The sequence below is a fragment of the Corynebacterium neomassiliense genome, from assembly GCF_900626215.1.
In the GTDB taxonomy this organism is placed as follows: domain Bacteria; phylum Actinomycetota; class Actinomycetes; order Mycobacteriales; family Mycobacteriaceae; genus Corynebacterium; species Corynebacterium neomassiliense.
This window is the reverse complement of the sequence record NZ_LR131106.1, coordinates 2,678,246-2,700,800: the sequence shown is the minus strand read 5'-3', so window position 1 is coordinate 2,700,800 and position 22,555 is coordinate 2,678,246. Positions and strand designations below refer to the sequence as shown.

19 protein-coding genes are annotated in these 22,555 nt (G+C 67.3%); 5 read left to right on the top strand and 14 right to left on the bottom strand.

The window, feature by feature from the left end:
- Position 1: 1 nt before the first annotated feature.
- From pstC to E0E18_RS11780, 4 genes are all read right to left on the bottom strand, one after another.
- Positions 2-1,102, bottom strand: coding sequence for a phosphate ABC transporter permease subunit PstC (gene pstC / locus E0E18_RS11795; protein ID WP_419866053.1), 1,101 nt, complete (start codon positions 1,100-1,102; stop codon positions 2-4).
- Positions 1,103-1,137: 35 nt separating this feature from the next.
- Positions 1,138-2,241 carry a phosphate ABC transporter substrate-binding protein PstS gene (gene pstS, locus E0E18_RS11790; protein ID WP_066586937.1) on the bottom strand — a complete coding sequence of 368 codons (1,104 nt, stop codon included), beginning with the start codon at positions 2,239-2,241 and terminating at the stop codon, positions 1,138-1,140.
- A gap of 141 nt (positions 2,242-2,382) precedes the next feature.
- The gene (mshD, locus tag E0E18_RS11785) at positions 2,383-3,357 is read right to left on the bottom strand and encodes a mycothiol synthase (protein WP_066589548.1); all 975 of its coding nucleotides are present in this window, start codon (positions 3,355-3,357) and stop codon (positions 2,383-2,385) included.
- Between the two features lie 22 nt (positions 3,358-3,379).
- Positions 3,380-4,066 carry a response regulator transcription factor gene (locus tag E0E18_RS11780; RefSeq protein ID WP_066586926.1) on the bottom strand — a complete coding sequence of 229 codons (687 nt, stop codon included), beginning with the start codon at positions 4,064-4,066 and terminating at the stop codon, positions 3,380-3,382.
- A 231-nt stretch (positions 4,067-4,297) separates the two neighbouring features.
- Between E0E18_RS11780 and E0E18_RS11775 the strand changes: the two genes are divergently transcribed.
- Together E0E18_RS11775 and E0E18_RS11770 are read left to right on the top strand one after the other, a co-directional pair.
- Complete coding sequence (locus E0E18_RS11775) at positions 4,298-5,173, top strand: LmeA family phospholipid-binding protein (protein ID WP_237559765.1); 876 nt, start codon at positions 4,298-4,300, stop codon at positions 5,171-5,173.
- Between the two features lie 31 nt (positions 5,174-5,204).
- Positions 5,205-5,951, top strand: a complete 747-nt coding sequence (locus tag E0E18_RS11770; RefSeq protein ID WP_130840984.1) for a heme-binding beta-barrel domain-containing protein — start codon at positions 5,205-5,207, stop codon at positions 5,949-5,951.
- Between the two features lie 3 nt (positions 5,952-5,954).
- Here the strand turns inward: E0E18_RS11770 and E0E18_RS11765 are convergent, their stop codons facing one another.
- Positions 5,955-6,941 (bottom strand): aminodeoxychorismate lyase, encoded by a 987-nt coding sequence (locus tag E0E18_RS11765; RefSeq protein ID WP_130840982.1) that lies wholly within the window; start codon positions 6,939-6,941, stop codon positions 5,955-5,957.
- 59 nt (positions 6,942-7,000) lie between these two features.
- Between E0E18_RS11765 and ygfZ the strand changes: the two genes are divergently transcribed.
- Together ygfZ and E0E18_RS11755 are read left to right on the top strand one after the other, a co-directional pair.
- Positions 7,001-8,203 carry a CAF17-like 4Fe-4S cluster assembly/insertion protein YgfZ gene (gene ygfZ, locus E0E18_RS11760; protein ID WP_130840980.1) on the top strand — a complete coding sequence of 401 codons (1,203 nt, stop codon included), beginning with the start codon at positions 7,001-7,003 and terminating at the stop codon, positions 8,201-8,203.
- Positions 8,204-8,336: 133 nt separating this feature from the next.
- On the top strand, positions 8,337-8,519 hold the full coding sequence (locus E0E18_RS11755; protein ID WP_066585282.1) for a DUF3073 domain-containing protein: 183 nt from the start codon (positions 8,337-8,339) through the stop codon (positions 8,517-8,519).
- Positions 8,520-8,642: 123 nt separating this feature from the next.
- Here the strand turns inward: E0E18_RS11755 and purM are convergent, their stop codons facing one another.
- Together purM and E0E18_RS11745 are read right to left on the bottom strand one after the other, a co-directional pair.
- The gene (gene purM / locus E0E18_RS11750) at positions 8,643-9,731 is read right to left on the bottom strand and encodes a phosphoribosylformylglycinamidine cyclo-ligase (protein WP_227871039.1); all 1,089 of its coding nucleotides are present in this window, start codon (positions 9,729-9,731) and stop codon (positions 8,643-8,645) included.
- 52 nt (positions 9,732-9,783) lie between these two features.
- Positions 9,784-10,194: a sterol carrier family protein gene (locus tag E0E18_RS11745; protein WP_110482597.1), complete on the bottom strand. Its 411-nt coding sequence runs from the start codon at positions 10,192-10,194 to the stop codon at positions 9,784-9,786.
- Positions 10,195-10,438: 244 nt separating this feature from the next.
- On the opposite strand from E0E18_RS11745, the gene E0E18_RS11740 reads away from it, so the two are divergent.
- Positions 10,439-11,395, top strand: a complete 957-nt coding sequence (locus E0E18_RS11740) for an acyl-CoA thioesterase (RefSeq protein WP_110482598.1) — start codon at positions 10,439-10,441, stop codon at positions 11,393-11,395.
- Between the two features lie 32 nt (positions 11,396-11,427).
- Here E0E18_RS11740 and E0E18_RS11735 read toward each other — a convergent pair whose 3' ends face one another.
- The 7 genes from E0E18_RS11735 to E0E18_RS11705 all read right to left on the bottom strand — a co-directional run bounded on the left by E0E18_RS11735 (position 11,428) and on the right by E0E18_RS11705 (position 22,496).
- Complete coding sequence (locus tag E0E18_RS11735) at positions 11,428-13,593, bottom strand: ArnT family glycosyltransferase (protein ID WP_130840977.1); 2,166 nt, start codon at positions 13,591-13,593, stop codon at positions 11,428-11,430.
- Positions 13,590-14,873: a bifunctional glycosyltransferase family 2/GtrA family protein gene (locus E0E18_RS11730; RefSeq protein WP_202616769.1), complete on the bottom strand. Its 1,284-nt coding sequence runs from the start codon at positions 14,871-14,873 to the stop codon at positions 13,590-13,592. Before E0E18_RS11730 ends, E0E18_RS11735 begins: the two co-directional genes overlap by 4 nt.
- Before the next feature lie 287 nt (positions 14,874-15,160).
- On the bottom strand, positions 15,161-17,533 hold the full coding sequence (purL, locus tag E0E18_RS11725) for a phosphoribosylformylglycinamidine synthase subunit PurL (RefSeq protein ID WP_130840973.1): 2,373 nt from the start codon (positions 17,531-17,533) through the stop codon (positions 15,161-15,163).
- Between the two features lie 24 nt (positions 17,534-17,557).
- Positions 17,558-18,229 (bottom strand): phosphoribosylformylglycinamidine synthase subunit PurQ, encoded by a 672-nt coding sequence (gene purQ / locus E0E18_RS11720; protein ID WP_066585269.1) that lies wholly within the window; start codon positions 18,227-18,229, stop codon positions 17,558-17,560.
- Entirely contained in the window at positions 18,229-18,471 is a 243-nt protein-coding gene (gene purS, locus E0E18_RS11715; protein WP_066586205.1) for a phosphoribosylformylglycinamidine synthase subunit PurS, read from the bottom strand. Before purS ends, purQ begins: the two co-directional genes overlap by 1 nt.
- Before the next feature lie 157 nt (positions 18,472-18,628).
- Positions 18,629-20,050, bottom strand: a complete 1,422-nt coding sequence (locus tag E0E18_RS11710) for a cation:dicarboxylate symporter family transporter (RefSeq protein ID WP_130840971.1) — start codon at positions 20,048-20,050, stop codon at positions 18,629-18,631.
- A 214-nt stretch (positions 20,051-20,264) separates the two neighbouring features.
- Complete coding sequence (locus tag E0E18_RS11705; RefSeq protein ID WP_130840969.1) at positions 20,265-22,496, bottom strand: S9 family peptidase; 2,232 nt, start codon at positions 22,494-22,496, stop codon at positions 20,265-20,267.
- Positions 22,497-22,555 lie beyond the last annotated feature (59 nt).

Sequence of the window (22,555 nt, the reverse complement as noted above, 5' to 3'; positions counted from 1 at the left end):
CCTACTTGCGGTTGTTGACGACGGCCCGTGCCGCCGCGTTGACGATGAAGGTCAGGGCGAACAGCACCAGTCCGGCGGCGATGTACGCTCCGGCTTTGGTGTCGTCGTTGAACTCCGGGGCGGCGTTGGCGATGGCGGTGGCGAAGGTGGTGCCACCGTCGAACAGGGACCACCTGAACCCCGGTGCAGATGCGATGACCATGTAGAGCGCCATCGTCTCACCGAGCGCACGGCCCAGTCCGAGCATCGCACCGGAGATGTAACCGGACTTGCCGAAGGGGAGCACGGTCATCCTGACCACCTCCCACCGGGTGGCACCGAGCGCCAGGGCGGCCTCGATCTGACCCCGGGGCGTCTGGACGAACACCTCACGTGCGGTGGCCGCGATGATCGGCAGGATCATGATGGCCAGCACCACACCACCGGTGAAGATGTTGCGGCTGGTGGAGAAGGCCGGGGAGGTCTGCTGGTCCCACTGGAACAGGAAGAAGCCGCCGGCCCAGCTGTGCACCCACTCGAAGATCCCGCCCAGTGACGGGCCGAGCACCTGCATTCCCCAGATACCGAAGACGATCGACGGCACGGCGGCGAGCAGGTCCACCATGAAACCCAGCGGGCGGACAAGGTGCTTCGGGCAGTAGTTCGACAGGAAGATCGCGATGCCCAGAGCCACCGGCATCGCGATGACCAGGGCCAGGACTGAGGCGAGCACGGTGGTGAAGAAGAGGTTGGGGATGCCGAACTGCATCCAGCCGCCGTCATTGGTGGCGTAGTTGAGGTTCCAGGCACCGGAGTAGGTGAAGAACCCGAGTATTCCGTCCCGTTCCTTCGCCAGGGCCGGGAGTGCCTGGAGGATGAGGAACAGTGCGATGGCGGCGATGAAGACTGTGATGAGCACCGCCGAGCCTGTGGTCAGGCCGGAGAAGATGCGGTCACCCGGACGCCGCGCAGAACGTCCGCTCCGTGCGATCACCGGTCCCTTCTCAGTCTGACCGGGCTGACCTGCGGTACCGGTGGTGGAATCGTTCACAGGCTGGACAGTACCGTGTATGCCTGTCCCGGTCTGCCTGGCGGGCGTCTGCTCAGACGGAGCACTCGTCATGGGGTGTGCTTCTTCCGGTCGTAGTTACTTCGGTGCTACTGAAGTGCGTCGACGGCAGCGACGAGCTTGTCACGGAAGGAACCGGACAGGGGCACGTAACCGGCCTCCTCGAGGTCGGCGTTCTGGTTGTCGAGGATGGTGTGGAGGAAGTCCTTGACCCTGCCGGCGGTCTCGGTGTCGTAGCCGGCGGAGCAGACGATCTCGTAGGTGGTCAGGGCGAGCGGGTAGGCTCCCGGCTCGTTGGCGGCGAAGAGCGCCTCCGAATCGACCACAAGGTCATTGCCCGTACCGGTGAACTTCACCCCGGCCAGGGCCTTGTTGACGCTTTCGGTGGACAGCTCGACCGGGCCGGAGCCGAAGTCCAGGGCTGCGATACCGAGGCCGGCCGCGGTGGCGTAACCGGATTCGACGTAGGTGATCGCCCCGTTGGTGGCCTTGACCTGGTCCGCGACACCGGAGGAACCCTGTGCACCGGAACCGACCTTCGTGGGGAAGGTCTTGCCCTCGGTGTCCCAGTAACCGTCGGTGGCGGCGGTGAGGAACTTCTGGAAGTTGTCGGAGGTGCCCGACTCCTCCGCCCGGTAGAGCACACTGATCGGGAGGTCGGGCAGGGTGGTGCCCTGGTTCTCCGCGGCGACGGCGGGATCGTTCCAGTTGGTGATCTCGCCCTTGAAGATCTTCGCGACCGTGTCGACGGACAGGTTGAGTGTGTCGACACCGTCGAGCTTGAAGGCGACGGCCACGGGGCCGACGACCATCGGCAGATGCCAGGCGTCGTTGCCGCCGCAGCGCTTCGCCGCGTCCGCGATCTGCTCGTCCTTCAGCGGCGAGTCAGAGCCGCCGAAGTCGACCTGTCCGGCGATGAACTGCTTCTGGCCGGCGCCGGAGCCGGTCGCGTTGTAGGCCAGGGATGCGCCCGGGACAGCGGTCTGGTACGCGACGCCGAAGAGCTCCATGGCCTTCTGCTGGGAGCTGGCGCCTTCCCCGCGGAGTTCGCCGGAAGTGTTCGTGAGGTCGAAGGTCGAGGTGCTCTCCGCCTCGGACCCTCCGTTGCCTGAGTTCGAGCAGGAGGTCAGAAGCAGGGAACCGGCGGCCAGAGCTGCGAGAGCGGTGGCGGCAGGGAACTTCACGGTGGTCACGGGTGGATGTCCTCTTTCAACAGTCAGTGTGGACGGAACAGGCTTGACCATAGCGGTCCGAGGTGGACGCAAGTCTCCCTCAAAATGAACTCCGGATGAACAGATGACGTGTCCACGATGTCGTGGCACGTCACCCCGAAATCACACCATTCCGCGGAACACGACGTCCCGGTGCACCACCGTGAAACCCAGCCTGCGGTAGGTCGCGACCGCCGGGGCGTTGTCACCTTCGACATACAGGTCCACGGCGTCCACCCCCTCTTCGATGAGATGCCCGATCCCCAGCAGCGTCAACGGTCCTCCGAGGCCCCTCCCCCTGGCCCCGTCCGCCAGACACACCACGTAAACCTCACCGTGCGGATCACCGTCCGGATGTTTCGTCCAGTGCACCCCGGCACACTGCGGCCCCTGGCACTCGTCCCGGCTCCACAGCATGATCACACCGGCCGGATCGAACCAGTCGGTGCCGCGGGCCTCACGCAGCCGTCGCAGATCCCAGCCGCCCTGTTCAGGGTGCCAGGCGAAAGCCTCGTTGTTCACACGGAGCCACTCCCGGTCGACCAGCTCCGCACCGAACTCAGCGCAGGCCGCGGGATAGTCGTAGATCCGGTACCCGGCGTCCTCCACGGTCGTCCGCGCCACACGGGCCCCGTCGACGAGCTCCCGGCGGGCAGGGTCCCCGGTACCGCAGGGGACGGACATCTTCAGCAGTTCACGGACGGTCCGCGCTCCCCGGACCTCCGCCAGTCCCCGGGCCGCGCCGAGGTCACCGTGCGCCCAGATACTGAACTGCGCCTCGGGATCGAGTCCACGACCCACCTCCCTCAGCAGCCCGGTGGCCGTTCCCCTGCGACGGGCCACAGGCCTGACCGCCATTTCCGCGACACCTGCCGCGTCATCCGGGCCCGCCGCGTCGACGGCGAGAACACCGACAACCGTCCCCCCGTCATCGACGGCGAGAAGGTGACGGTGACCCGTGTGTCCCCCTTCGCCCCTGATACCCTGCACGAAAGCTTCCGAAAGGGCGGGGACGCCGTCCGCCTCCGCCACCTCGGCGAGCAGCCCGTCCAGTGCACCCCGGTACCTCTCCTGCACCTCGGGGGGCTCGTCCTCCATCCAGCGGTACACGGTCACGGCTCTACCTTCCTTCGGCGCTGATGTCCACGGCCTTGTAACCGACGTTACGGACCGTCGCGATGACTTTCTCGTAGTCATGGCCGAGCTTGGCCCTCAGCCGCCGCACGTGCACGTCAACGGTGCGGGTCCCCCCGAAGTAGTCGTAACCCCACACATCCTGCAGCAGCTGCTCCCTGCTGAACACCCGGCCCGCATGCTTGACCAGGAAATACAGCAGCTCGAACTCCTTGTATGTCAGATCCAGGGGACGCCCCTCCACACGTGCGACGTAGGTGACCTCGTCGACAATCAGTCCCCCGATGGACGCCACCTGACTGTCCTCGGCCTCCTCCACAGGAACAGGACGCCTGGTCATCAGCATCCGGAGTCTGGCGTCCACCTCCGTCGGCGAAGCGACCGGGAGGATGAAGTCGTCCACCGCCCAGGACCCGTCCAGGGCGATGACACTCGTCTCCTCGATGGAGACCGCCACCGGAAGAGTGGGGTAGGCGGCAGCCACGGACCGGCACAGGTCCCGGATACCCAGCAGATTCCTGCCGGTGACGTCGATGAGGACGATGTCGGCGTCCCCCACTTCACGGACGGACGTCGCGGTCGCCGGCAGCAGCACCGTCTCGTGCGACAGCAGCGCCAGAGAGGGCAGGACTTCCGAGATATCGTCCTTGTCCGAGAGCACGGTCAGTTTCACGGCCGGCGTCCTTCCTCTTCACGTCGTTGCGTCTGTGACGTAACCGAGGTTACACGCGGCGTACTCCGCTCTCCTACCGGCCGGCACGGGGCAACAGGGTCGAAACGCGACCGTAACATGAAGGAACACGGTCGACACTCCCGCTCAGGCCGCGGGGGCCGGACTGCCGCTCAGGCCGCGGGGCCGGACTGCCGCTCAGGCCGCGGGGGCCGGCTGCTCTATGCTGTAACAGTGACCGCGACCGCCCGACCCCGATCCCCTCGTCGGCTCCGCCGCATCCTCGTCACCGCTCTGGTGACCGTCCTGACCCTGCTGACCGTCGCCGTCGTCTCAGACAGCATCGTTGCGGCGAAAGTGGAGAGGTCGGTCTCCCAGAGGCTCTGGAAGGAGTCCAACCTCGCCACGCCACCGTCCGTGCAGGTCTCGGGAATGCCCTTCGTCTCCTCTCTGCTCACCCATGTCCTGCCGTCAGTGTCGGTGGACGCCAGAGATGTCGAAGTACCGGGTTTCGCCCGGGTCTCAGTCACCTCCTCGGCCCAGAAAGTCACCCTGACCAGGGAAGAGATTCTGTCCGGAAGTTTCACCGACGCACCGGCGAGAAAGGTGTTCACCCGCCTCCAGCTCGACGCCGTCGCCCTCGGAGAGCTGCTCGCCGCCGACGACGGCCGCAGCGGGATGGACGACCTGCACATCCAGGGCGTCGAGGACATCTCCCCCGCCGGAGGGTGGGAGACCGAGGCCCAGTTCACCGCAACCCCCGGTGACATCCCCGGCGTCACCGGACCGGTGAAAGTCGACATGCGCCTGAGGGTCTGGGAGGGCGACGTACGCATCCTCCCGACAAAGATCGTCTCCGTCGACGGGGACAGGTCCCGTGGCGACGGTGGTTCACGGGCGCCGGACCCGCAGACCCGTGACCAGATCATGGAGGCGTTCACCCTCGAGCTTCCGGGAGAGTCACTTCCCATGCACTCCCGCCCCGGACGGGTGTACGTCAACGGTGGAGCGCTCTACATCGAGACGGAGCAGAACTTCACCAGGGTCAGTCTCTCGGACCTGGCGCCCGTGTCCGCTCCGCTGGCGGAGGACGACCGCGCCGGACTGTGAGTGACCGGGATACCGGCGGAACCCGGTACGTATGCTGGACACCATGACTGACTCTCCCACCGGCTCCACCGCCGACTCTCCCACCGGCTCCACCACCGGCTCGACCACCGTCGACGGCAACGAGGCTGTCGCCCGCGCCGCAGAACAGGCCCGGACCACGGCGTCCCGTAACATTCCGACCCTCGGCGGCCTCCCTGTGGCCGAGGACACCGCCAACCTCCGCCAGGGCCCGGACCTTCACGAGGGCCTCCTCGCACTGCTCCCGCTCATCGGCGTGTGGCGCGGCGAGGGAAACGCCGCTCCCACGGACGGCTCCGAACCCTACGCTTTCGGCCAGCAGCTCGTCTTCGCCCACGACGGGGAGAACTACATCAGCTTCTCCTCCCGGATCTGGCGCCTCGACGACAAGGGGCAGGCAGTCGGCCAGGACAGGCGGGAGACCGGCTTTCTGCGGATCGACCTGAAAGACAACATCGAGTTCGTCACCGCGCACAGTGACGGTGCCGTGGAGATCATGTACGGTCGCCCGCTCACCGAGCGTTCCTGGCAGATGGAAAGTGCGTCGACGATGGTCACCGAGACCGGGCCGGCTTCCCTGGGCCCGGGCCGGCGACTCTACGGGCTCATGCCGAACAACCACCTCGGATGGGTGGATGAACGTCTCGCGCGACCGGTGGGCGGGACGGGGGAAGGATCCGGTGCCGGTGGGGACGCCGGCGCAGACGCCCCCGCCCTCACCCCGTGGATGTCCGCGGAACTCACCCGTGTGATGGGCTGAGGTTCAGCGCCCCTCCGCCGCCCCCGTCGCAAGTTCCTCGATCTCGTCCGCGCAGGTCGGTCGGGGCAGCGGGGTGCCGTCGAGTTCGGTCACCCGGGCGTACCTGCGCACCGATGACAGGAGCCACACCCCGTCTGCGTCCAGCAGGTCGGCGACGGTCAGGGGCTCCTCGCGGCACTCCCACCCGGACGCACCCGCCAGTCGGAACATCGCCGCCTGGGTGGTTCCGGGCAGGACGCCGACCTCGTGGAGGGGGGTGAGGATCTCCCGGACACTGTCGCCGCCGTCGCCGCGCCTGTCCCGCACGGCGATCACCGAGGAGGTGGGCCCCTCCAGCACCCGGTCGTCCCCTGCTGCGGTGCCCACGCCCTCGCCGGTGAAGATCACGTCGTCGAGGCCGTGGGCCCGGGCGTAACGCAGGGCCGCCATGTTCGCCGCATAGGACAGGGTCTTGGCGCCGACGAGCGCCCAGGGCGCGGCGTCGTGCCCGATGTGCAGGCTGTAGCCCCGGTGGGCCGTCATCACGCGGACGCCGCGGTCACGGTCGCGGGCGACCGCGGGAGATTCAGGGGCGACGGAGACCCAGCCCGTGGGTATTCCGGTGGTCTCCCGGCCACGGGAGTACATCCACCGCAGGGAACCGTCCTGCCCACCGAGGGCCGCCCACCGTTTCAGTGCGAGGTCTGTGGCCGCTTTCCAGCGGGCGGTGTCCGGGTCGGGCAGGTCGAGCATCCGGGAACTGTTCCGGAACCGGGCGGTGTGCCGGTCCAGGTTCCGTACTGCCCCTCCCCTGACCATCAGGGTCTCGAAGACACCGTCACCGCGCACCGCCGCGAGGTCGTCGATGTACAGGACGGGGGCTGCGGCGTCGAGGACTGCGGGGTCGGCGTCCCCTGCGGGGTGTACGTCGACGACGACCCTGAGGTCGGCCCCGGAGGTGGCGGGAGCGGGTTTCCGGTGACGCCGGGCGCTCTGGTTCTCTTCGGTCATGTGGACATCCTAGGTCTGTGGCCGCCGCCCCTGTCCGCCGGTGGGTTACAGTGGACGGTGTGAGTGTCCCGGAAGTATCACCGATCGTGGCCCATGTTGCAGCGGCGAGCACCCGGGACGGTACGGGGGTCGAGTCGGTCACCGCACGTCATTACGGGGCTCCGCTGGTCGAGCAGTCCCGCGTGGACGAGGGTGCCACCGGTCTGGTCGACGGGTGGGACAGGGTGGCGCTGACAGTCACAGGTGCCGCGGCCAGGGGGTGGCTCAACGACTTCATCTCCCAGAAGATCGACGCAGCTGCTCCGGGCACGGCGACGGACGGGCTGCTGCTCGACGCCCGTGGCCGGATCGAGCAGGCGTTCGGTATCAGCGTGGTGTCCCCTGACAACGTCGACGCGGAGCACAGCGGTGCGGGGGACGGTGACCCCGTGGTCGTGCTCGATGTCGCAGCGGACCGTGCGGACGACCTCGAGGGCTTCCTGCGCAGAATGGTGTTCTGGTCCGGGGTGGAGATCGACCGTCCGGCACTGGCCCGGCTCAGTGTGCTGCGCCCCGACGGGTTCCCCGGCACAGGTGCCGCCGGAACTTCCGGGGCACCGCATCCCCTGGCCGTTTTCTGGCGGACCCGTCAGACCTCCGGTATCCCGGTCACCGACCTGTGGGTGCCCCGGGAGAGGATCACCGGTGTGTGGGACGACCTCGTCTCGGCGGGTGCCGTACCGACCGGGGGAACGGCCGTGGATGCCTGGCGGCTGCGCGACCGGGTGCCGGTCCTCGGGGTTGACACGGACGAGCGGGTGATTCCCCACGAGGTTCCCGCCTTCATCGGGCCCGAATCCGGGGAGGCGACACGGCTCGCCGACGCCCAGGACGGTCCGACTTCGTCGAGTGTTCACCTGAACAAGGGGTGCTACCGGGGCCAGGAGACGGTCAGCCGGGTGCACAACCTCGGACAGCCGCCACGGCTGCTGGTCCTGCTGCAGCTCGACGGTTCCACCGGGACCCTTCCTGAAGTCGGGTCGTCTGTCACCGCCGGGGGCCGCACCGTGGGCAGGACAGGTGCCCCGGTCCACGACGCCGACTACGGGCCGGTGGTCCTCGCCCTGGTGAAGCGGGCGGTCGTGGAGGCGGCGGCGGCCGGGACCGCACCCCCGCTGCAGGCGGACGGGGTGGACGCCGCGATCGACCCCGATGACCTGCAGTTCCGGCGTTCGGAGAAGCCGGGGCGCCTCGCTGTGGACAGGCTGCGGGGAAAGGGCTGACGGGGCTTCGACGGGGGCGGTTCTGAAAAATCCGGCGCCACCCGCTATGGTGGTGCCAGGAACAGATACAAGACATCAGCGTCGGCGGTTGAATCCCTGGGCCGCTACGCAAGTACACCCGAGGGGGTAGGCCATGGGTCGCGGCCGCGCCAAGGCGAAGCAGACGAAAGTTGCCCGTCAGCTCAAGTACAATTCTCCTGAGATGGACCTGGACAGTCTCCAGCGTGAACTCTCAGGGGAACACCGGCACGATGCGGTGTCCGAGGACGACTACACCCGGTGGGAGGAGTGGGGTCCGGACAACTCCGGTCGGTGATACCCCACTGCTGATCCACCGAAGCAGATGAACCCCGCACCCTGTCCGTGAGGACAGGGTGCGGGGTTCATGCGCTCCGGACCTGTTCATGCCGGACCGGGCAGGTCGACCGCCCGCCGGCGCTTAACCCCTGTGACCGCCGACAAGCACCGCACGGGCGGCGTCACTGTCCCTGGCCAACCGCACCCGCCCGAGATTCCAGCACTCGATGTGGCGGGCAGTGAGGATGGCGAGGGCACGCTCGGCGTCCTCCTCCGCCACCACGGCGACCATCCCGACACCCATGTTGAAGGTCTTCTCCATCTCCTCGGGGGCGACCTTGCCGAGGCGGGCGATCGTGCGGAAGACCTGCGCCGGGCTCCAGGTTCCGCGGTCCAGTTCGGCGGTGAGTCCCTCAGGGATCACGCGGGCGAGATTCGACGCCAGCCCACCACCGGTGACATGCGCATAGGTGTGGACCTCACACTCTGTGGCAAGGGCCAGGCAGTCCTTCGCGTAGATGCGGGTCGGTTCCAGGAGCTCTTCACCGAGGGTACGGCCGAAGTCCGCGACGTAACCGTCCAGGGGCAGACCGGCCTGCTCCAGCAGAACATGCCGGGCCAGACTGTAACCGTTGGAGTGCAGGCCCGAGCTTGCCATGGCGATGACGACGTCACCGTTTCGCACCCTGTCCGGGCCCAGCAGCTCGTCCTCCTCCACCACGCCCACCGCAGTGGCGGAGATGTCGTATTCACCGGGCTCCATGAGGCCGGGGTGCTCCGCGGTCTCACCGCCGAGCAGTGCACACCCCGCATCGATGCACCCCGCCGCGATACCCGAGACGATCGACGCCACGTGCTCGGGCACCACTTTCCCGATCGCGATGTAGTCCTGGAGGAACAGCGGTTCTGCACCGCACACCACCAGGTCGTCGACGACCATGGCGACAAGGTCGCGGCCGATCGTGTCATGCCGGTCCATCGCCTGGGCTACGGCCACCTTGGTCCCGACCCCGTCGGAACCTGCGGCCAGCAGCGGCTTGTCATATTCCCCGAGGGCGAAGAGACCGGCGAACCCGCCGAGCCCTCCACGCACCTCCGGCCTGGTGGCCTTTCCCGCCAGCGGTGCGAAAAGCTCCACCGCCCGGTCACCGGCCTCGATGTCGACCCCGGCAGCAGCGTAGCTGGCACCGTCCTGGTCGGGGTTGTCGGAGATGGAGGTTTCGTCTGTCACAGTCCTACGCCTTCGGGAGAAATCAGGAGTTTAACGTACCCACCCTACCTGTTCAGCGGTTCAGGTCCACCACCGGCAGCCAGTGCGCGACATCGGCCGCGTGAGCCCCTGACACTTCCGCACCGGCCGCCGCAGCCTCTTCCAGTGTGAGCAGCCCGGTCGCCAGCCTCAGCCACGTCCGGGGGTCGCACTGCACCACGTTCGGCGGAGTGCCCCGACGGTGTACCGACCCCGCGACGCACTGCACCGCCGCGAACGGCGGGACCCGGACCTCGACACTGTGGCCCGGGGCGTCCTCCCCCAGCAGTGCCGTACTCAACCGGCACGCCGCGGCCACGGCCGCCCGCGACGGTCGGGGAACCGCCCCGGACGCCACGTCCTCCTCGTCCGCGGTGATCCACTCCCGTACCGCCACCAGAGCCGCCCGCACCTCCGCGGGATCGGTCCGCGTCCTCTGCGCCATACCCCGATTGTAGACGGACGGCACCACGGTCCGAAGATGACCGGTGAAGGTGACCGGTGAAGGTGACCGGTGAAGGTCAACGGGCAGGGGACGTGACTTCCGTGACACCGCCACACAGTTCCCCCCTCGGGACATAGGATGGCAGGGTGACTGACGCGACCCGGAGCTACGGAGGCATGAGGCTGTGACGGAGACTGTGAACGGCGTGGAAAGATCCCCGGATCCCGAGGTCACCCTCCGGTTCATGGCCGCACCGACAGACGTGCTCATGCAGGGCGCCAACGGGGTGCACGGCGGAAGAGTGCTGGAATGGATCGACAAGGGCGCCTACGCATGCGCGGTGGGCTGGTCGGGAGCCTACTGCGTCACCGCGTACGTCGGGCACATCCACTTCACCAGACCCATCCCCTCCGGGCATGTGGTGGAGGTCCGCTCCCGGATCGCCTACACGGGCAGATCCTCCATGCACATCGTCAACGAGGTTCTCTCCGCCGATCCGCGGGAACTCATCTTCACCCGGGCCTGCGACTGCCTGGTGATCTTCGTCGCCATGGACGAGAACCGGCACTCCACCCCGGTACCGCACTTCGAACCGCGCAACGACGAGGAGCGGCGCGTCGCCGAAGCTGCACTGTCCCGGGTGCGCCTGCGTAAGGCGATCGAGGAGGAGATGCTCAAACAGAGCTACACCGACTCCGGTACCGCACCGAGTATGGTCCACCGGTTCATGGCCAAACCCACCGACGTCAACTGGGGCGGCAACGTACACGGCGGGACGGCTATGGAGTGGATCGACGAAGCCGCTACCGCATGCACCATGGCCTGGTCCGGTGAGAAGACCGTGGCCGTGTACGCCGGCGGCATCCGCTTCTACCGGCCGGTGCACATCGGCGACCTCGTCGAGGTGGAGGCCCGCCTGATCAGGACGGACACCCGGTCGATGGCCGTGACCGTGCACCTTCGCGCCGGAGACCCGCGGGAGGGCACCGGCAACCTCCCGGTCGCCATCCACGCGTCCATGACCTACGTGGGTGTGGACATCGACGGCAACCCGCTCAACGCCAGGCACTTCACCCCGGTGTCCCCGGAGGACAGGCGCCTGGAACAGCACGCCCAGGCGCTCAGGGAACTGAGGACCAAGTACTCACCTGAGCCCTTGTTCCGGCCACTGCGCGAGGAGCCGCAGTACCCGGTGAACTGACCCCGGCGTCCTCCCGGAACACCGTCGGACGGTCAGTCCGAGGTGACCGAGAGGTCGTAGACCGTCATGCCCCCTTTCTCCACGGCAGTGAAGTTGTCCGCCACCCACTCCGAGATTTCCGTGCTCACGGTGCTCCCTCCCATCTGCTGGCCGCGACCTCCGGTCCCGGATCCCAGGAAGTAGTGGATCTTTCCCTCCCGGACGTAGTCCTTGAACTGTTCCAGGGTGGGCGTGGGATCTGAGCCGTTGTACCCGCCGACGGACATCACCGGTTCTCCGGTGGCCAGCTGGTACTCGGCCGCCGTCTGCGATCCGACCGCGGCCGCAGCCCACACATAACTCCCTGAGTCCTGCTCCAGCAGATCCACCACCTCAGCGTCCGCGGACGCCCCGTTGAGACCGCCGGGTCCGCCTGCCTGACCACCCGGCAGTCCGCCTGCCTGACCACCCGGCAGTCCGCCTGCCTGACCACCCGGCAGTCCGCCTGCCTGACCGCCCCCACCTGGGGCAGGCAGTTGACCGGAACCGTCGTCCCGTCCCGCGGAGGGGACCTCGCCGCCCATTCCCCCGGCCATCCCGTCCTGCATCCTCCCGGGGCCACCTGCTCCCCCCGGACGTCCACCGGGACCGAAACCCGACGACACCTCGGGTCCCGCCGTGACGATGGCCCCGGAATGCGCAGTGGCCAGCGTGTCCACCGAGTAGGCGACCGGTCCCGCCAGACCTGCGGTTCCACCGGCGATGACAGCGACGGCAGCCACAGCTTTCCCGGTGACCCCGAGCGCGACCGCTGCAAGCGCGACCGTTGACACCAGGCCGCAGACCACCACGACGAACTTCAGCCAGGGCACGAAGTCAGGGGTGCGGTCCAGCAGAATGTACGACCAGACCGTCGTCACCGCGACGACGATCGCCAGGACCCACGGCGTCCACCTGCTCTCCTTCCTGTGCTTCCACAGGGTCACCGTGCCGGTTCCCACCAGCGCCGCGACAGCAGGTGACAACGCCACCGTGTAGTACTGGTGGAAGATGCCCTGCATGAAACTGAAGACGATGCCGGTGACAATGAGCCAGCCGCTCCATGCCAGAACAGAGGCACGCAGAAGATCGGTCCGCGGACGCCTGCGCACGACAACGAGAACCGCCACAGCCAGGATCAGTGCCGCAGGGATCAGCCACGCGATCTGACCGCCCTGGGCCGGTTCAAACATGCGGAGAATCCCGGTTTCCCCCCACATCCCTGTCGGCCCTCCGGCAGCACCGAACCCGCCTCCGGCCTCTGCGCCGCCGGGCATCCCCGCCCCCCGGCCGCCGCCTCCTGTCACCGCTCCGGTCTCGTCACCGTTGATCCTTCCGAGACCGTTGTAGCCGAGGGTGAGCTCGATGATGGAGTTGTTCTGACTTCCGCCGATGTACGGACGGGAGTCCTCCGGCCAGAGTTCCACCACCGCCAGGTACCAGCCGGCGGACACCACGGCCGCACCGAGGGCGGCCAGCAGCTGACCTGCCCGGACCTTCCACGACCGGGGGGATGCGACGATGAACGCCAGTACCAGCCCCGGCACCACCAGCACCACCTGCAGCTGCTTGGCCAGGAACCCGAGACCGATGAAGACCCCCGCCGCCACCGCCCAACGCCACCGCCCGTCCTCACAGCACCGCAGCACGGCCCACAACGCCGCGATCATCAGCAGCACCAGGAGAACGTCCGGGTTGTTGTACCTGAACATGAGCACGGTGACCGGGGTGGTGGCAAGCACCACAGCGGCGACGAATGCAGCCGGCACACCCGCGTACCTTCTCACCACGGACCACAGCAGTGCCACCGCGGCAACCCCGACCAGGACATACGGGACGAGGATGCTCCAGCTCGACAGCCCGAACAGCTTCACCGCTAGAGCTGAGGGCCACAGGGACAGCGGGGTCTTGTCCACCGTGACCGAATTACCCGCATCCGAGCTCCCGAAGAAGAACGCCTCCCAGTTCTGGGCCCCTGCCTGTGCTGCTGCGGCGTAGAAACTGTTCCCGTAGCCACCCGCGGAAAGGTTCACGAGATAGGCGGCGGCAGTGCCCAGCAACAGAAGTGCGAGCCCGGCCCTGCCCCGCACTGTCAGTCTCTGCACCACGACCGGGTGGGGGTGGTCCACCGGGCTGTCCCCCCGATTGTCCGGTCCTGCCGTATGCGTCGTCACGGTCATCGCCGTCCCCTCCTTCGTCCGGAGAACATCGCCCGGAACAGGATGAACCTGAGTACCGTACCCACAAGGTTCGCTGCGGTCAGAATGAGCAGCTCCGTACCGGCTGATGCGTCCGGGACAGACGCCTGCAGCACCGCGAGCGAACCCGAGGTGACGGCCCAGCACAGGAGAAACACGAGAAGTCCCCCGGCACGGTCACGGTCCAGTCCGTTCCTCGTCGTCACCCCGAAGGTGAACATCCTGTTGAGGTCGGTGTTCACCACCGCGGTCACCAGCAGGGCCAGGAAGTTCGCCAGCTGGGCCCACATGAAAATCCGGAACAGCGGGTACAGCAGTGCGTAGGCGAGGGTGGACAGTACCCCGATCACCACGAACCTGAGGAGCTGGCCGCCCAGACGCTGGTCCCCGTCGACCCGGGTGGCGGGTTCTCCGTGGCCCGGACTGTCGTGGCCCGGACTGTGGTGGTCCGGGTTCCCGTGCACGGGACCGGCGGCGGTCCTGGGGGGCCGGGACATGGCGTCCACGTCCGTCTTTCCTGTCATCAGTGCCGTTCCCACGCGCCACATGCCTCTGAGGTCCTCCCGGGCAGTGGCGAGGACGTCCACCCGGGAATCCGGGTCGTCCACCCAGTCCACCGGGACCTCGTGGATCCGGTATCCGGCACGCTCGGCGAGTATGAGCATTTCGGTGTCGAAGAACCAGTTGTCGTCTTCGACATGGGGCAGTATCGCCTGTGCCGCATCTGAACGCATGGCCTTGAAACCGCACTGGGCGTCGGAGAATCCCACCGCCATCACCGTGCGGAGGAGACGGTTGTACGTCCGGGAGATGAACTCTCGTCTCGGTCCGCGGGTCACGGTGGACTGTCGGGCGAGTCTGGTGCCGATCGCCACGTCTGAATGGTCGGCCACCAGCGGAGCGATCAACGGGACGAGGGCGTGGAGGTCGGTCGACAGATCCACGTCCATGTACACCACGACGTCGGCGGTGGAGGCCAGCCACACTTTCCTCAGGGCGCGGCCGCGCCCCTTCTCGTCGAGGTGAACCACCTTCAGTCTTTCGTCGGCGACGGCGAGGGCCCGCGCCGTCGGCAGGGTCGCGTCGGTCGAGGCATTGTCAGCGACGGTGACTGAGGTACGCCACGGGACTGTCTCAAGGAAGCTCGTCAGGCCTGCGATACAGCCGGGCAGGCTGCGTTCCTCGTTGTAGACCGGGACGACGATGTCGACCGTGGCGGTGCGGGCGGAGTTCCCTGCTCCTGTCCCTGCCGCGTCGGCCATGTCATCGGGGCAGCGGTGGTCCGGAAGATGGCCGTCGACGGGGAAGCGCTGTCCGCCCGGCGGGGCGGAGTTGTCTGTAGGTGTCATAGCCGGGATGGTCCCGCACCACGGTGGGAGAAACTCGGGACGCCGCTGGCATGTTCCTGCCAACAGAGTTCTCTCCGGACACCGGTACCCCGCCCCCGGCCACCCGTCAGCGCAACTGCACCGAATTCCCCGCGGACCGGCAGGTCACGTACAGGTTCGGCAGAGTCTCCGGCACCCCGGCGGATTCCGGCACCGCCGGGTCACTCCTCCACGACGGAGTTCGCGCCCACGGCGTGGCTGAACAACCGGGGCAGGGTGCCCTCCCAGGCGGCGCGCGCCTCGGACACCGGCAGGGTGAACTCCGCTCCCCCGGTGGTCACGGAGATCACCTGACCTTCGACATCGGCGGCGTCACCGGTGACGACTGCGACACCTGCACGGAACACGGGCACGCCGTGGGCGGAGAGGATCTCCTCCGCCCCGGATACCCGGTCGTCACGGACAGTGAGGAGGACCCTCGTCGCGGTCTCCGAGAACAGGGAGGTGAACACGTCGGTGACCGGGTCACCGGTGGTGGCCTCCCCGGCCAGGACCGCGGTCGGGTCGACCGACACCCCTGCACCCGACTGCACGGCGAACTCGACGAGAGCCTGGGACAGTCCGCCCTCGGACAGGTCGTGGGCGGATGCCACGGTCCCGCGGAGCCGGGACAGTGCCTGACTGAGACGCCGCTCGGCGGCGAGATCGACGCGCGGGGGAAGCCCGGCGAGAGTGTCATGCTCCACCTGCTGCCAGATTGACCCTCCGAGCTCGTCCAGGGTCGCGGCGCCGGCCAGCAGGAGGACGTACTCGCCTGCGGGGGCCTGGGCCGGGATCCTGGTGGCGACGTCGTCGACGGTTCCGAGCACGGCGATGACCGGGGTGGGGAGGATCGGTTCCGTTCCCGTCTGGTTGTAGAACGAGACGTTGCCGCCGGTGACGGGGATCCCGAGTTCCGCCGCCCCGTCGGCGAGCCCGTGGACCGCCTCCCGGAACTGCCACATCACGCCGGGGTTCTCCGGGGACCCGAAGTTCAGGCAGTTCGACAGTGCGACCGGGGTCGCCCCGGTGACCGAGACATTGCGGTACGCCTCGGCCAGTGCCAGGCGTGCCCCCGTGTTGGGGTCAAGTTCCGTGTAGCGGCCGGAGGCGTCGGTGGCCACGGCGATGCCCCTGCCGGTCTTTTCGTCGATCCTCAGGACGCCGGCGTCGGCGTCCTTCGCGAGCACTGTGTTACCCCGGACGTAGCGGTCGTACTGTTCGGTGATGTACTCGCGCGAGCACAGGGCCGGTGATGCCGCGAGGTCCAGAATCGTCCGCCTGAGCTCGTCCACCGTGGCCGGGCGCGCCAGGTCGACGTCCTTGTTGAGGGCGTCCTGGGACTCTGGCCGGGCGTAGGGGCGTTCGTACACGGGGCCTTCGTCCGCCATCGATGCGGCGTCCGCGTCGACGACGACCTGTCCCAGGTGCTCGATGACGAGGTGCTCGCCGTCGGTGACCTCGCCCAGGTCGGATGCGATGACCTCCCACCGGGCGCAGATCTCCATGAAGGCGTCGACGTTGTCCGGGGTGACCACCGCCATCATGCGTTCCTGGGATTCCGAGGACAGGATCTCCGCGGCGGTCATGTTCTCGGCACGCAGGTGCACGTTGTCCAGGTTGATGTGCATGCCGCCGTCACCGGCCGCGGCAAGTTCCGCGGTCGCGCACGACAGTCCGGCTCCGCCCAGGTCCTGGATACCCACGACCACACCGGCCCGGTAGAGGTCGAGGCAGCACTCGATGAGGACCTTCTCGGCGAAGGGATCCCCGACCTGGACGGCAGGGAGCTTACGTTCGGCGCCTTCCTCGAAAGTGTCGGAGGCGAGCACGGATACTCCGCCGATGCCGTCGAGTCCGGTGCGTGACCCGAAGAGGATCACCCGGTTGCCGGTGCCGGACGCGAAGGCGAGTTTCAGGTCCTCGACCTTCAGGGTGCCCACGCAGAGAGCGTTGACGAGGGGATTGCCGGCGTAGGAGGGGTCGAAGACTGTCTCTCCGCCGAGGTTGGGCAGGCCGAGGCAGTTGCCGTACCCGCCCACTCCCGCGACGACACCGGGCAGTACCCGCTGGGTGTCCGGGGCGTCTGCCGGACCGAAGCGGAGCTGGTCCATCACGGCGACGGGCCGGGCACCCATGGCCATGATGTCGCGGACGATGCCGCCGACACCCGTGGCCGCACCCTGGTAGGGCTCGACGTAGGACGGGTGGTTGTGGGACTCGACCTTGAAGGTGACGGCGTTGCCGTCCCCGATGTCGATGACGCCGGCGTTCTCACCGATGCCGGCCAGCATCCTGGACCGCATCTCCTCGGTGGTGGTCTCACCGAAGTAGCGGAGGTGGATCTTGGAGGATTTGTAGGAGCAGTGCTCGGACCACATCACGGAGTACATGGCGAGCTCTGCCGCGGTCGGGCGTCGGCCGAGGATCTCGCGGATGCGGAGGTACTCGTCCTCTTTCAGGCCGAGTTCCGCCCAGGGCTGCTCGAGATCGGGTGTGGCCAGGGCATCGGCGACGGTGTCGTTGACGACTGTGACGGCTTGTGCGTCGGTCATTGTGGTGCTACCTCGGTGCGGGTTCTAGGCGGCGACGGAGCCGACGGCGGACAGGAACAGCTGCAGACCGTCGAGCGACGGGCCGGTGAGGGTCTCCACGGCGTGCTCGGGGTGCGGCATGAGGCCGACGGTCCGGCCGTCGGCGGAGGTGACGCCGGCGATGGCGTTCACTGACCCGTTGAAGTTGTCTGTGTAGCGGAAGACCACCCGGCCCTCCGCCTCCAGTTCCGCGACGGTGTCCGGGGACGCCTGGAAGCGCCCTTCGCCGTGCTTGGCGGGGATGAGGATCTTCTGTCCGCTCTCCAGGCCGGAGGTCCACACGGTCCTGTCGTTGACTACTTCGAGCCAGGTGTCGACGCAGTGGAAGTGCAGGCCTTTGTTGCGTGTCAGGGCACCGGGGAGCAGTCCCGCCTCGGTGAGGATCTGGAAACCGTTGCAGATCCCGAGGACCGGCATTCCGGCTGCCGCCCGGTCGATGACGGACCGCATGACCGGGGCCTGGGCCGCGATAGCGCCTGAGCGGAGATAGTCACCGTAGGAGAATCCTCCGGGGACAATGACGGCGTCCACCTGCTTCAGGTCCGAGTCTGCGTGCCAGAGGGGGACGGGTTCTGCTCCGGCGACGGTCACGGCACGGGCCGCATCGACGTCGTCGAGGGTGCCGGGGAAGGTGATGACACCGATTCGGGCGGTCATTACTCTGCCACCTCGGTGACGACCCGGTAGTCCTCGATGACGGTGTTGGCCAGGAGGGTGGATGCGATGCGTTCGAGGTCCTCGGCGGTGACTGTGCTGTCGACCTCGAGCTCGAAACGCTTCCCCTGGCGGACATCGGACACCCCGCTGACGCCGGTGCGCCCCAGAGCTCGGACGACGGCCTGGCCCTGCGGGTCCAGGATCTCCGCCTTCGGCATGACATTGACTACGACACGGGCCACGGTGATTCTCTCCAATACGTCAGCGGTTGCTGTTCGGGTAGCTGAACGGGCACAACCTTACCGGGTGGTCCGGACAGTGCGAACCGGGACCGCCCCCTGCCCCTGACACTGTCAGGTGGCGGCGGGACGGCCCCGGTTGGCGGGGTCGGGAGCTGCGTCAGGGACGCCATACCTCGGTCGCCGGTTCCTGGACGGCGGGCTGGGGGTTCGCACCGACGATCTCGGGGACATCGTCGTCGTCGACGTACTCGAATTTCTTCTGTCCGTCGAGCACGGCATTGGCCTGTCCCAGGTCCAGGGACTTCGTCCACTTGCCGACGAGGAAGGTCGCCACGGCGTTGCCGGTGAAGTTGGTCAGTGACCGGGCCTCGGACATGAACTTGTCGATGCCCTGGATGTAGCTCACACCTGCGAGCAGTTCCGGCTTCTGGGACTCCAGACCGACGGCCAGTGTCGCCAGTCCGGCCCCCGAGACCCCGGCGGCACCCTTGGACGCCAGGATCATGAAGACGAGCAGTCCGATCTGCTCACCGATGTTCATGGACATGTGCATGGCGTCCGAGATGAAGATCGCGGACATGGTCAGGTAGATCGCCGTTCCGTCGAGGTTGAAGGAGTACCCGGTCGGGACGACGATACCGACGGTGGCCTTGTCGACTCCGGCGAACTCCATCTTCTGCATGAGCTGAGGAAGCGCGGACTCGGAGGAGGAGGTGCCCAGGATCAGCAGGTACTCCTGGCCGAGGTACTTGAGGACCTTGAAGATGTTGAGTCCGGTGACCACCTTGAGCATGGTCCCGAGGACCACCACGATGAACACGATGCAGGTGATCCAGAAGGCGAGCATCAGGGTGAGCAGGTCCAGGATCGCCTTGGCGCCGGAGTTGGCGATGAGCGCCGCCATGGCCCCGAATGCGCCGACCGGGGCCACCCAGAGGATCCAGGACATGATCTTGAAGACGACCTTCTGCAGAAGCTCGATCGCGTAGAGGCAGGGACCTGCCACCTGGTTCGGCATGGTCTGGAGGACGAATCCGACGAGCAGGGCGACGAAGAGCGCCTGCAGGATCGACCCTCCGGTGAGGGAGGACATCAGGGTCGTGGGGATGAGGTCCATGACGAACCCGGCCACGCCGTCAAGGTCGTGGGTCTTCTCCGAGTTCCCGATGAGCGCGCGGGCGGCGCTGTCGTCTGCTCCGATGTTGAGGTGGCCACCGGGCTGGATGATGTTGCCGACGACCAGGCCGATGGCCAGGGCGAAGGTGGACATCAGGATGAAGTACACCAGTGCCAGACCACCGGCCTTGCCGACGGTCGTCGCCTCACGGACGTGTCCGATACCGATGACGATCGTGCAGAAGATGACCACGGGAATGACCATCTTGATCAGCGCGATGAACATGTCGCCGAGGAACTTGACTTCCTTTGCCGCCCCCGGTGCCACGAGCCCGAAGATCACGCCGGCGACGACGGCGATGATCACCGATATGTAGAGCCAGTGGGTGGCCCGGTTGGATTTCTTCTTCGGCACGGTGGCGACAGGTGTGGTGTCCTGTGCGGAGGACTCTTGACGGCTCATAGTAGGTGAAAGGTACCCCCGATCTGACCCCGCTCCAAAAGATTTTTCGCCGACCGCTCCCGCTCCCCCCACCGTTCAGGTATAAGCGGCGTCACACTGTTCATGGTTAACAGTATTCACACGCAAGGTCATCCCACAGAGCGGACCAAATACCCCATCCCGTGGAACCCCCGTCCCGGGTAAGGGTGGGCGGGGGTGGCTGAGGGCGTCCTTCTCAGGGCAGAAGTTCTGTCGCCCCCATGCGGTCGAGCTCCCATGCGATCTCGAAGGCGGTCTGCCGCCACTTCGCGTACCTGCCCGACACTCCCCCGTGCCCGGAGGACATGTCGGTCTTCAGCAGGATCTCCCCCGAGTCCGGGGACGCCGTGGCCCGCAGCGCCGCGACCCACTTCGAGGGCTCCACGTAGAGCACCCGGGTGTCGTTGAAACCGCTCACCGCGAGAATCGCCGGGTACCTCTGCGCGGTGACGTTCTCGTAGGGGGAATAGGACGCCATGTAGTCGTAGACCTCGGGGTCGTGGAACGGGTCACCCCACTCCTCCCACTCCGTCACGGTCAGCGGCAGGTCCGGCCGCAGCATCGATGTCAGGGGGTCGACGAAGGGCACCACCGCCTCGATCCCCGCGAACCTGTCGGGCGCGGCGTTCGCCACCGCCCCCATCAGCAGTCCCCCTGCCGATCCTCCCTCGGCGACCATGCGGTCGGGAGCGGTCATTCCGGAGGCGAGCAGATCGTCGGCCACGGCGATGAAGTCCGTGAAAGTGTTCTTCTTGTGCAGTCCCCTGCCCTGCTCGTACCAGGTACGTCCCATTTCTCCACCACCCCGGACATGGGCCACCGCGTACACGACCCCGCGGTCGAGCATCGACAGGCGGAACACGGAGAAGTACGGGTCCATGCACGCCTCGTAGGAGCCGTACCCGTACAGCAGCACGGGGTTGACCCGGTCCAGCGGCACATCGGTGCGGTGGACCAGGGACACCGGGATCCGTGCACCGTCCGACGCCGTGACCCACCGGCGGGACGCCGTGTACCGGGTGAGGTCCACATCTCCGAGGACCTCCTGCTGCCTGCGCAGCACCCGTCGTCCGGTGGACAGGTCGATCTCCCACACCTGTGCCGGTGTGACATAGCTCGTGTAGCTGATCCGGAGTACCGGGGACTCCCACTCCGAGTTGCCGGTGGTGCCCGCCGAGTAGAGCTCTTCATCGAATTCCACGGGTTCGAAGGTGCCCCAGTGCGCACCGTGTTCACCGAGTGTCATCAGCGACAGCTTCTCCACCCCGTTGTCGCGGGTGGCGAGCACGATGTGGTCGGAGAACACGTCGACCCCCTCCACACGCCGGTCGTCACGGTGGGGGACCATCACCTCCAGGGCGTCGAGGTCCCCTACCGTGCCGACCCTGCAACGTCCGAGCTCACCGTTGGGCCTGTGGGCGAGAGAGTCGTGGAGCACCAGCCACCAGTCTTCACCGTCGACCACGGCGTGGTCGACGTCGTACTGCACCCCCTGTTCCCGGGGACGCACACAGGTCAGTTCGCCTCCGACCGAGTCTCCGGCCGAGTCCCCGGCCGAGTCTCCGGCCGAGTCTCCGGCCGAGTCTCCGAGGTCGAGGTACCAGGTCTCGCTGGTGGTCTTCGACGCCGTGGACACCAGAAGGTAGCGTTCGGAGCGGGTCACCCCCACCCCGACCCAGAAGTGCTCGTCGTCTTCGTGGAAGATCCTCACGTCCTCGGAGACCGGGGTGCCGATCCTGTGACGCCACACCTCGTGGGGACGCCACGCCTCATCGACCCGCTGGTAGAAAAGCCACGAGTCCCCCACCCACGTCGCGCCGTAGGAGATTCCGTCGATCCGGTCGTCGAGAAGTTCCCCGGTGGAGAGGTCCTTCACACGCAGGTCGAACCGTTCGTCACCGGTCACGTCGACGGAGTAGGCCAGGTAGCGTCCGTCGAGTGTGACGGAGGCCGCCCCGAGGCTGAAGAACTCGTGTCCCTCCGCCAGGTCATTGCTGTCCAGGATGACCTGCTCGTCGGGGGCCGCATGCCCGGGGATGATCTCCGGGGGTGTCCAGGGATCGGCGTCCCCGCTGTCCCGTACGGGGATGCGGCACATCGTGCCGTAGCTCTTCCCTTCCTCGGTCCTGGAGAAGTACCACCAGGGGCCCGAGCGCACGGGAAGGGACATGTCCGTCTCCCGGATACGTGACTTCACCTCGGTGAAGACGGCGTCCTCCAGGGGAGTCAGGTGACTGGTGCGGGCCCGGGTGTAGGCGTTCTCCTCGTCGAGGTAGGCGCGTACCGCGGGGTCGCCCTTGTCCCGGAGCCATTCGTAGTTGTCGACGAAGTCACGGCCGTGGAAGGTGCGGGTGTACGGCACCTTCGCCGCGACCGGCGGCTCCGGGGACGGTGTCGGGGAACTGTCGGGCCGGTGTTCGGAATCCATGGATCCCGATCGTAGCCCCGGACTCTGCACCGGCCTCTTCCCCGGACTCTTCCCCGGAG

Bases quoted from the DNA above. Each gene is read 5' to 3' on its own strand.
- pstC (WP_419866053.1), bottom strand. From the start codon at position 1,102: ATGACGAGTGCTCCGTCTGAGCAGACGCCCGCCAGGCAGACCGGGACA.
- mshD (WP_066589548.1), bottom strand. From the start codon at position 3,357: ATGGAGGACGAGCCCCCCGAGGTGCAGGAGAGGTACCGGGGTGCACTG.
- E0E18_RS11770 (WP_130840984.1), top strand. From the start codon at position 5,205: ATGCTGGACACCATGACTGACTCTCCCACCGGCTCCACCGCCGACTCT.
- E0E18_RS11765 (WP_130840982.1), bottom strand. From the start codon at position 6,941: ATGACCGAAGAGAACCAGAGCGCCCGGCGTCACCGGAAACCCGCTCCC.
- E0E18_RS11755 (WP_066585282.1), top strand. From the start codon at position 8,337: ATGGGTCGCGGCCGCGCCAAGGCGAAGCAGACGAAAGTTGCCCGTCAG.
- E0E18_RS11745 (WP_110482597.1), bottom strand. From the start codon at position 10,194: ATGGCGCAGAGGACGCGGACCGATCCCGCGGAGGTGCGGGCGGCTCTG.
- E0E18_RS11740 (WP_110482598.1), top strand. From the start codon at position 10,439: ATGGCCGCACCGACAGACGTGCTCATGCAGGGCGCCAACGGGGTGCAC.
- E0E18_RS11735 (WP_130840977.1), bottom strand. From the start codon at position 13,593: ATGACCGTGACGACGCATACGGCAGGACCGGACAATCGGGGGGACAGC.
- E0E18_RS11730 (WP_202616769.1), bottom strand. From the start codon at position 14,873: ATGGCCGACGCGGCAGGGACAGGAGCAGGGAACTCCGCCCGCACCGCC.
- purL (WP_130840973.1), bottom strand. From the start codon at position 17,533: ATGACCGACGCACAAGCCGTCACAGTCGTCAACGACACCGTCGCCGAT.
- purQ (WP_066585269.1), bottom strand. From the start codon at position 18,229: ATGACCGCCCGAATCGGTGTCATCACCTTCCCCGGCACCCTCGACGAC.
- E0E18_RS11710 (WP_130840971.1), bottom strand. From the start codon at position 20,050: ATGAGCCGTCAAGAGTCCTCCGCACAGGACACCACACCTGTCGCCACC.
- E0E18_RS11705 (WP_130840969.1), bottom strand. From the start codon at position 22,496: ATGGATTCCGAACACCGGCCCGACAGTTCCCCGACACCGTCCCCGGAG.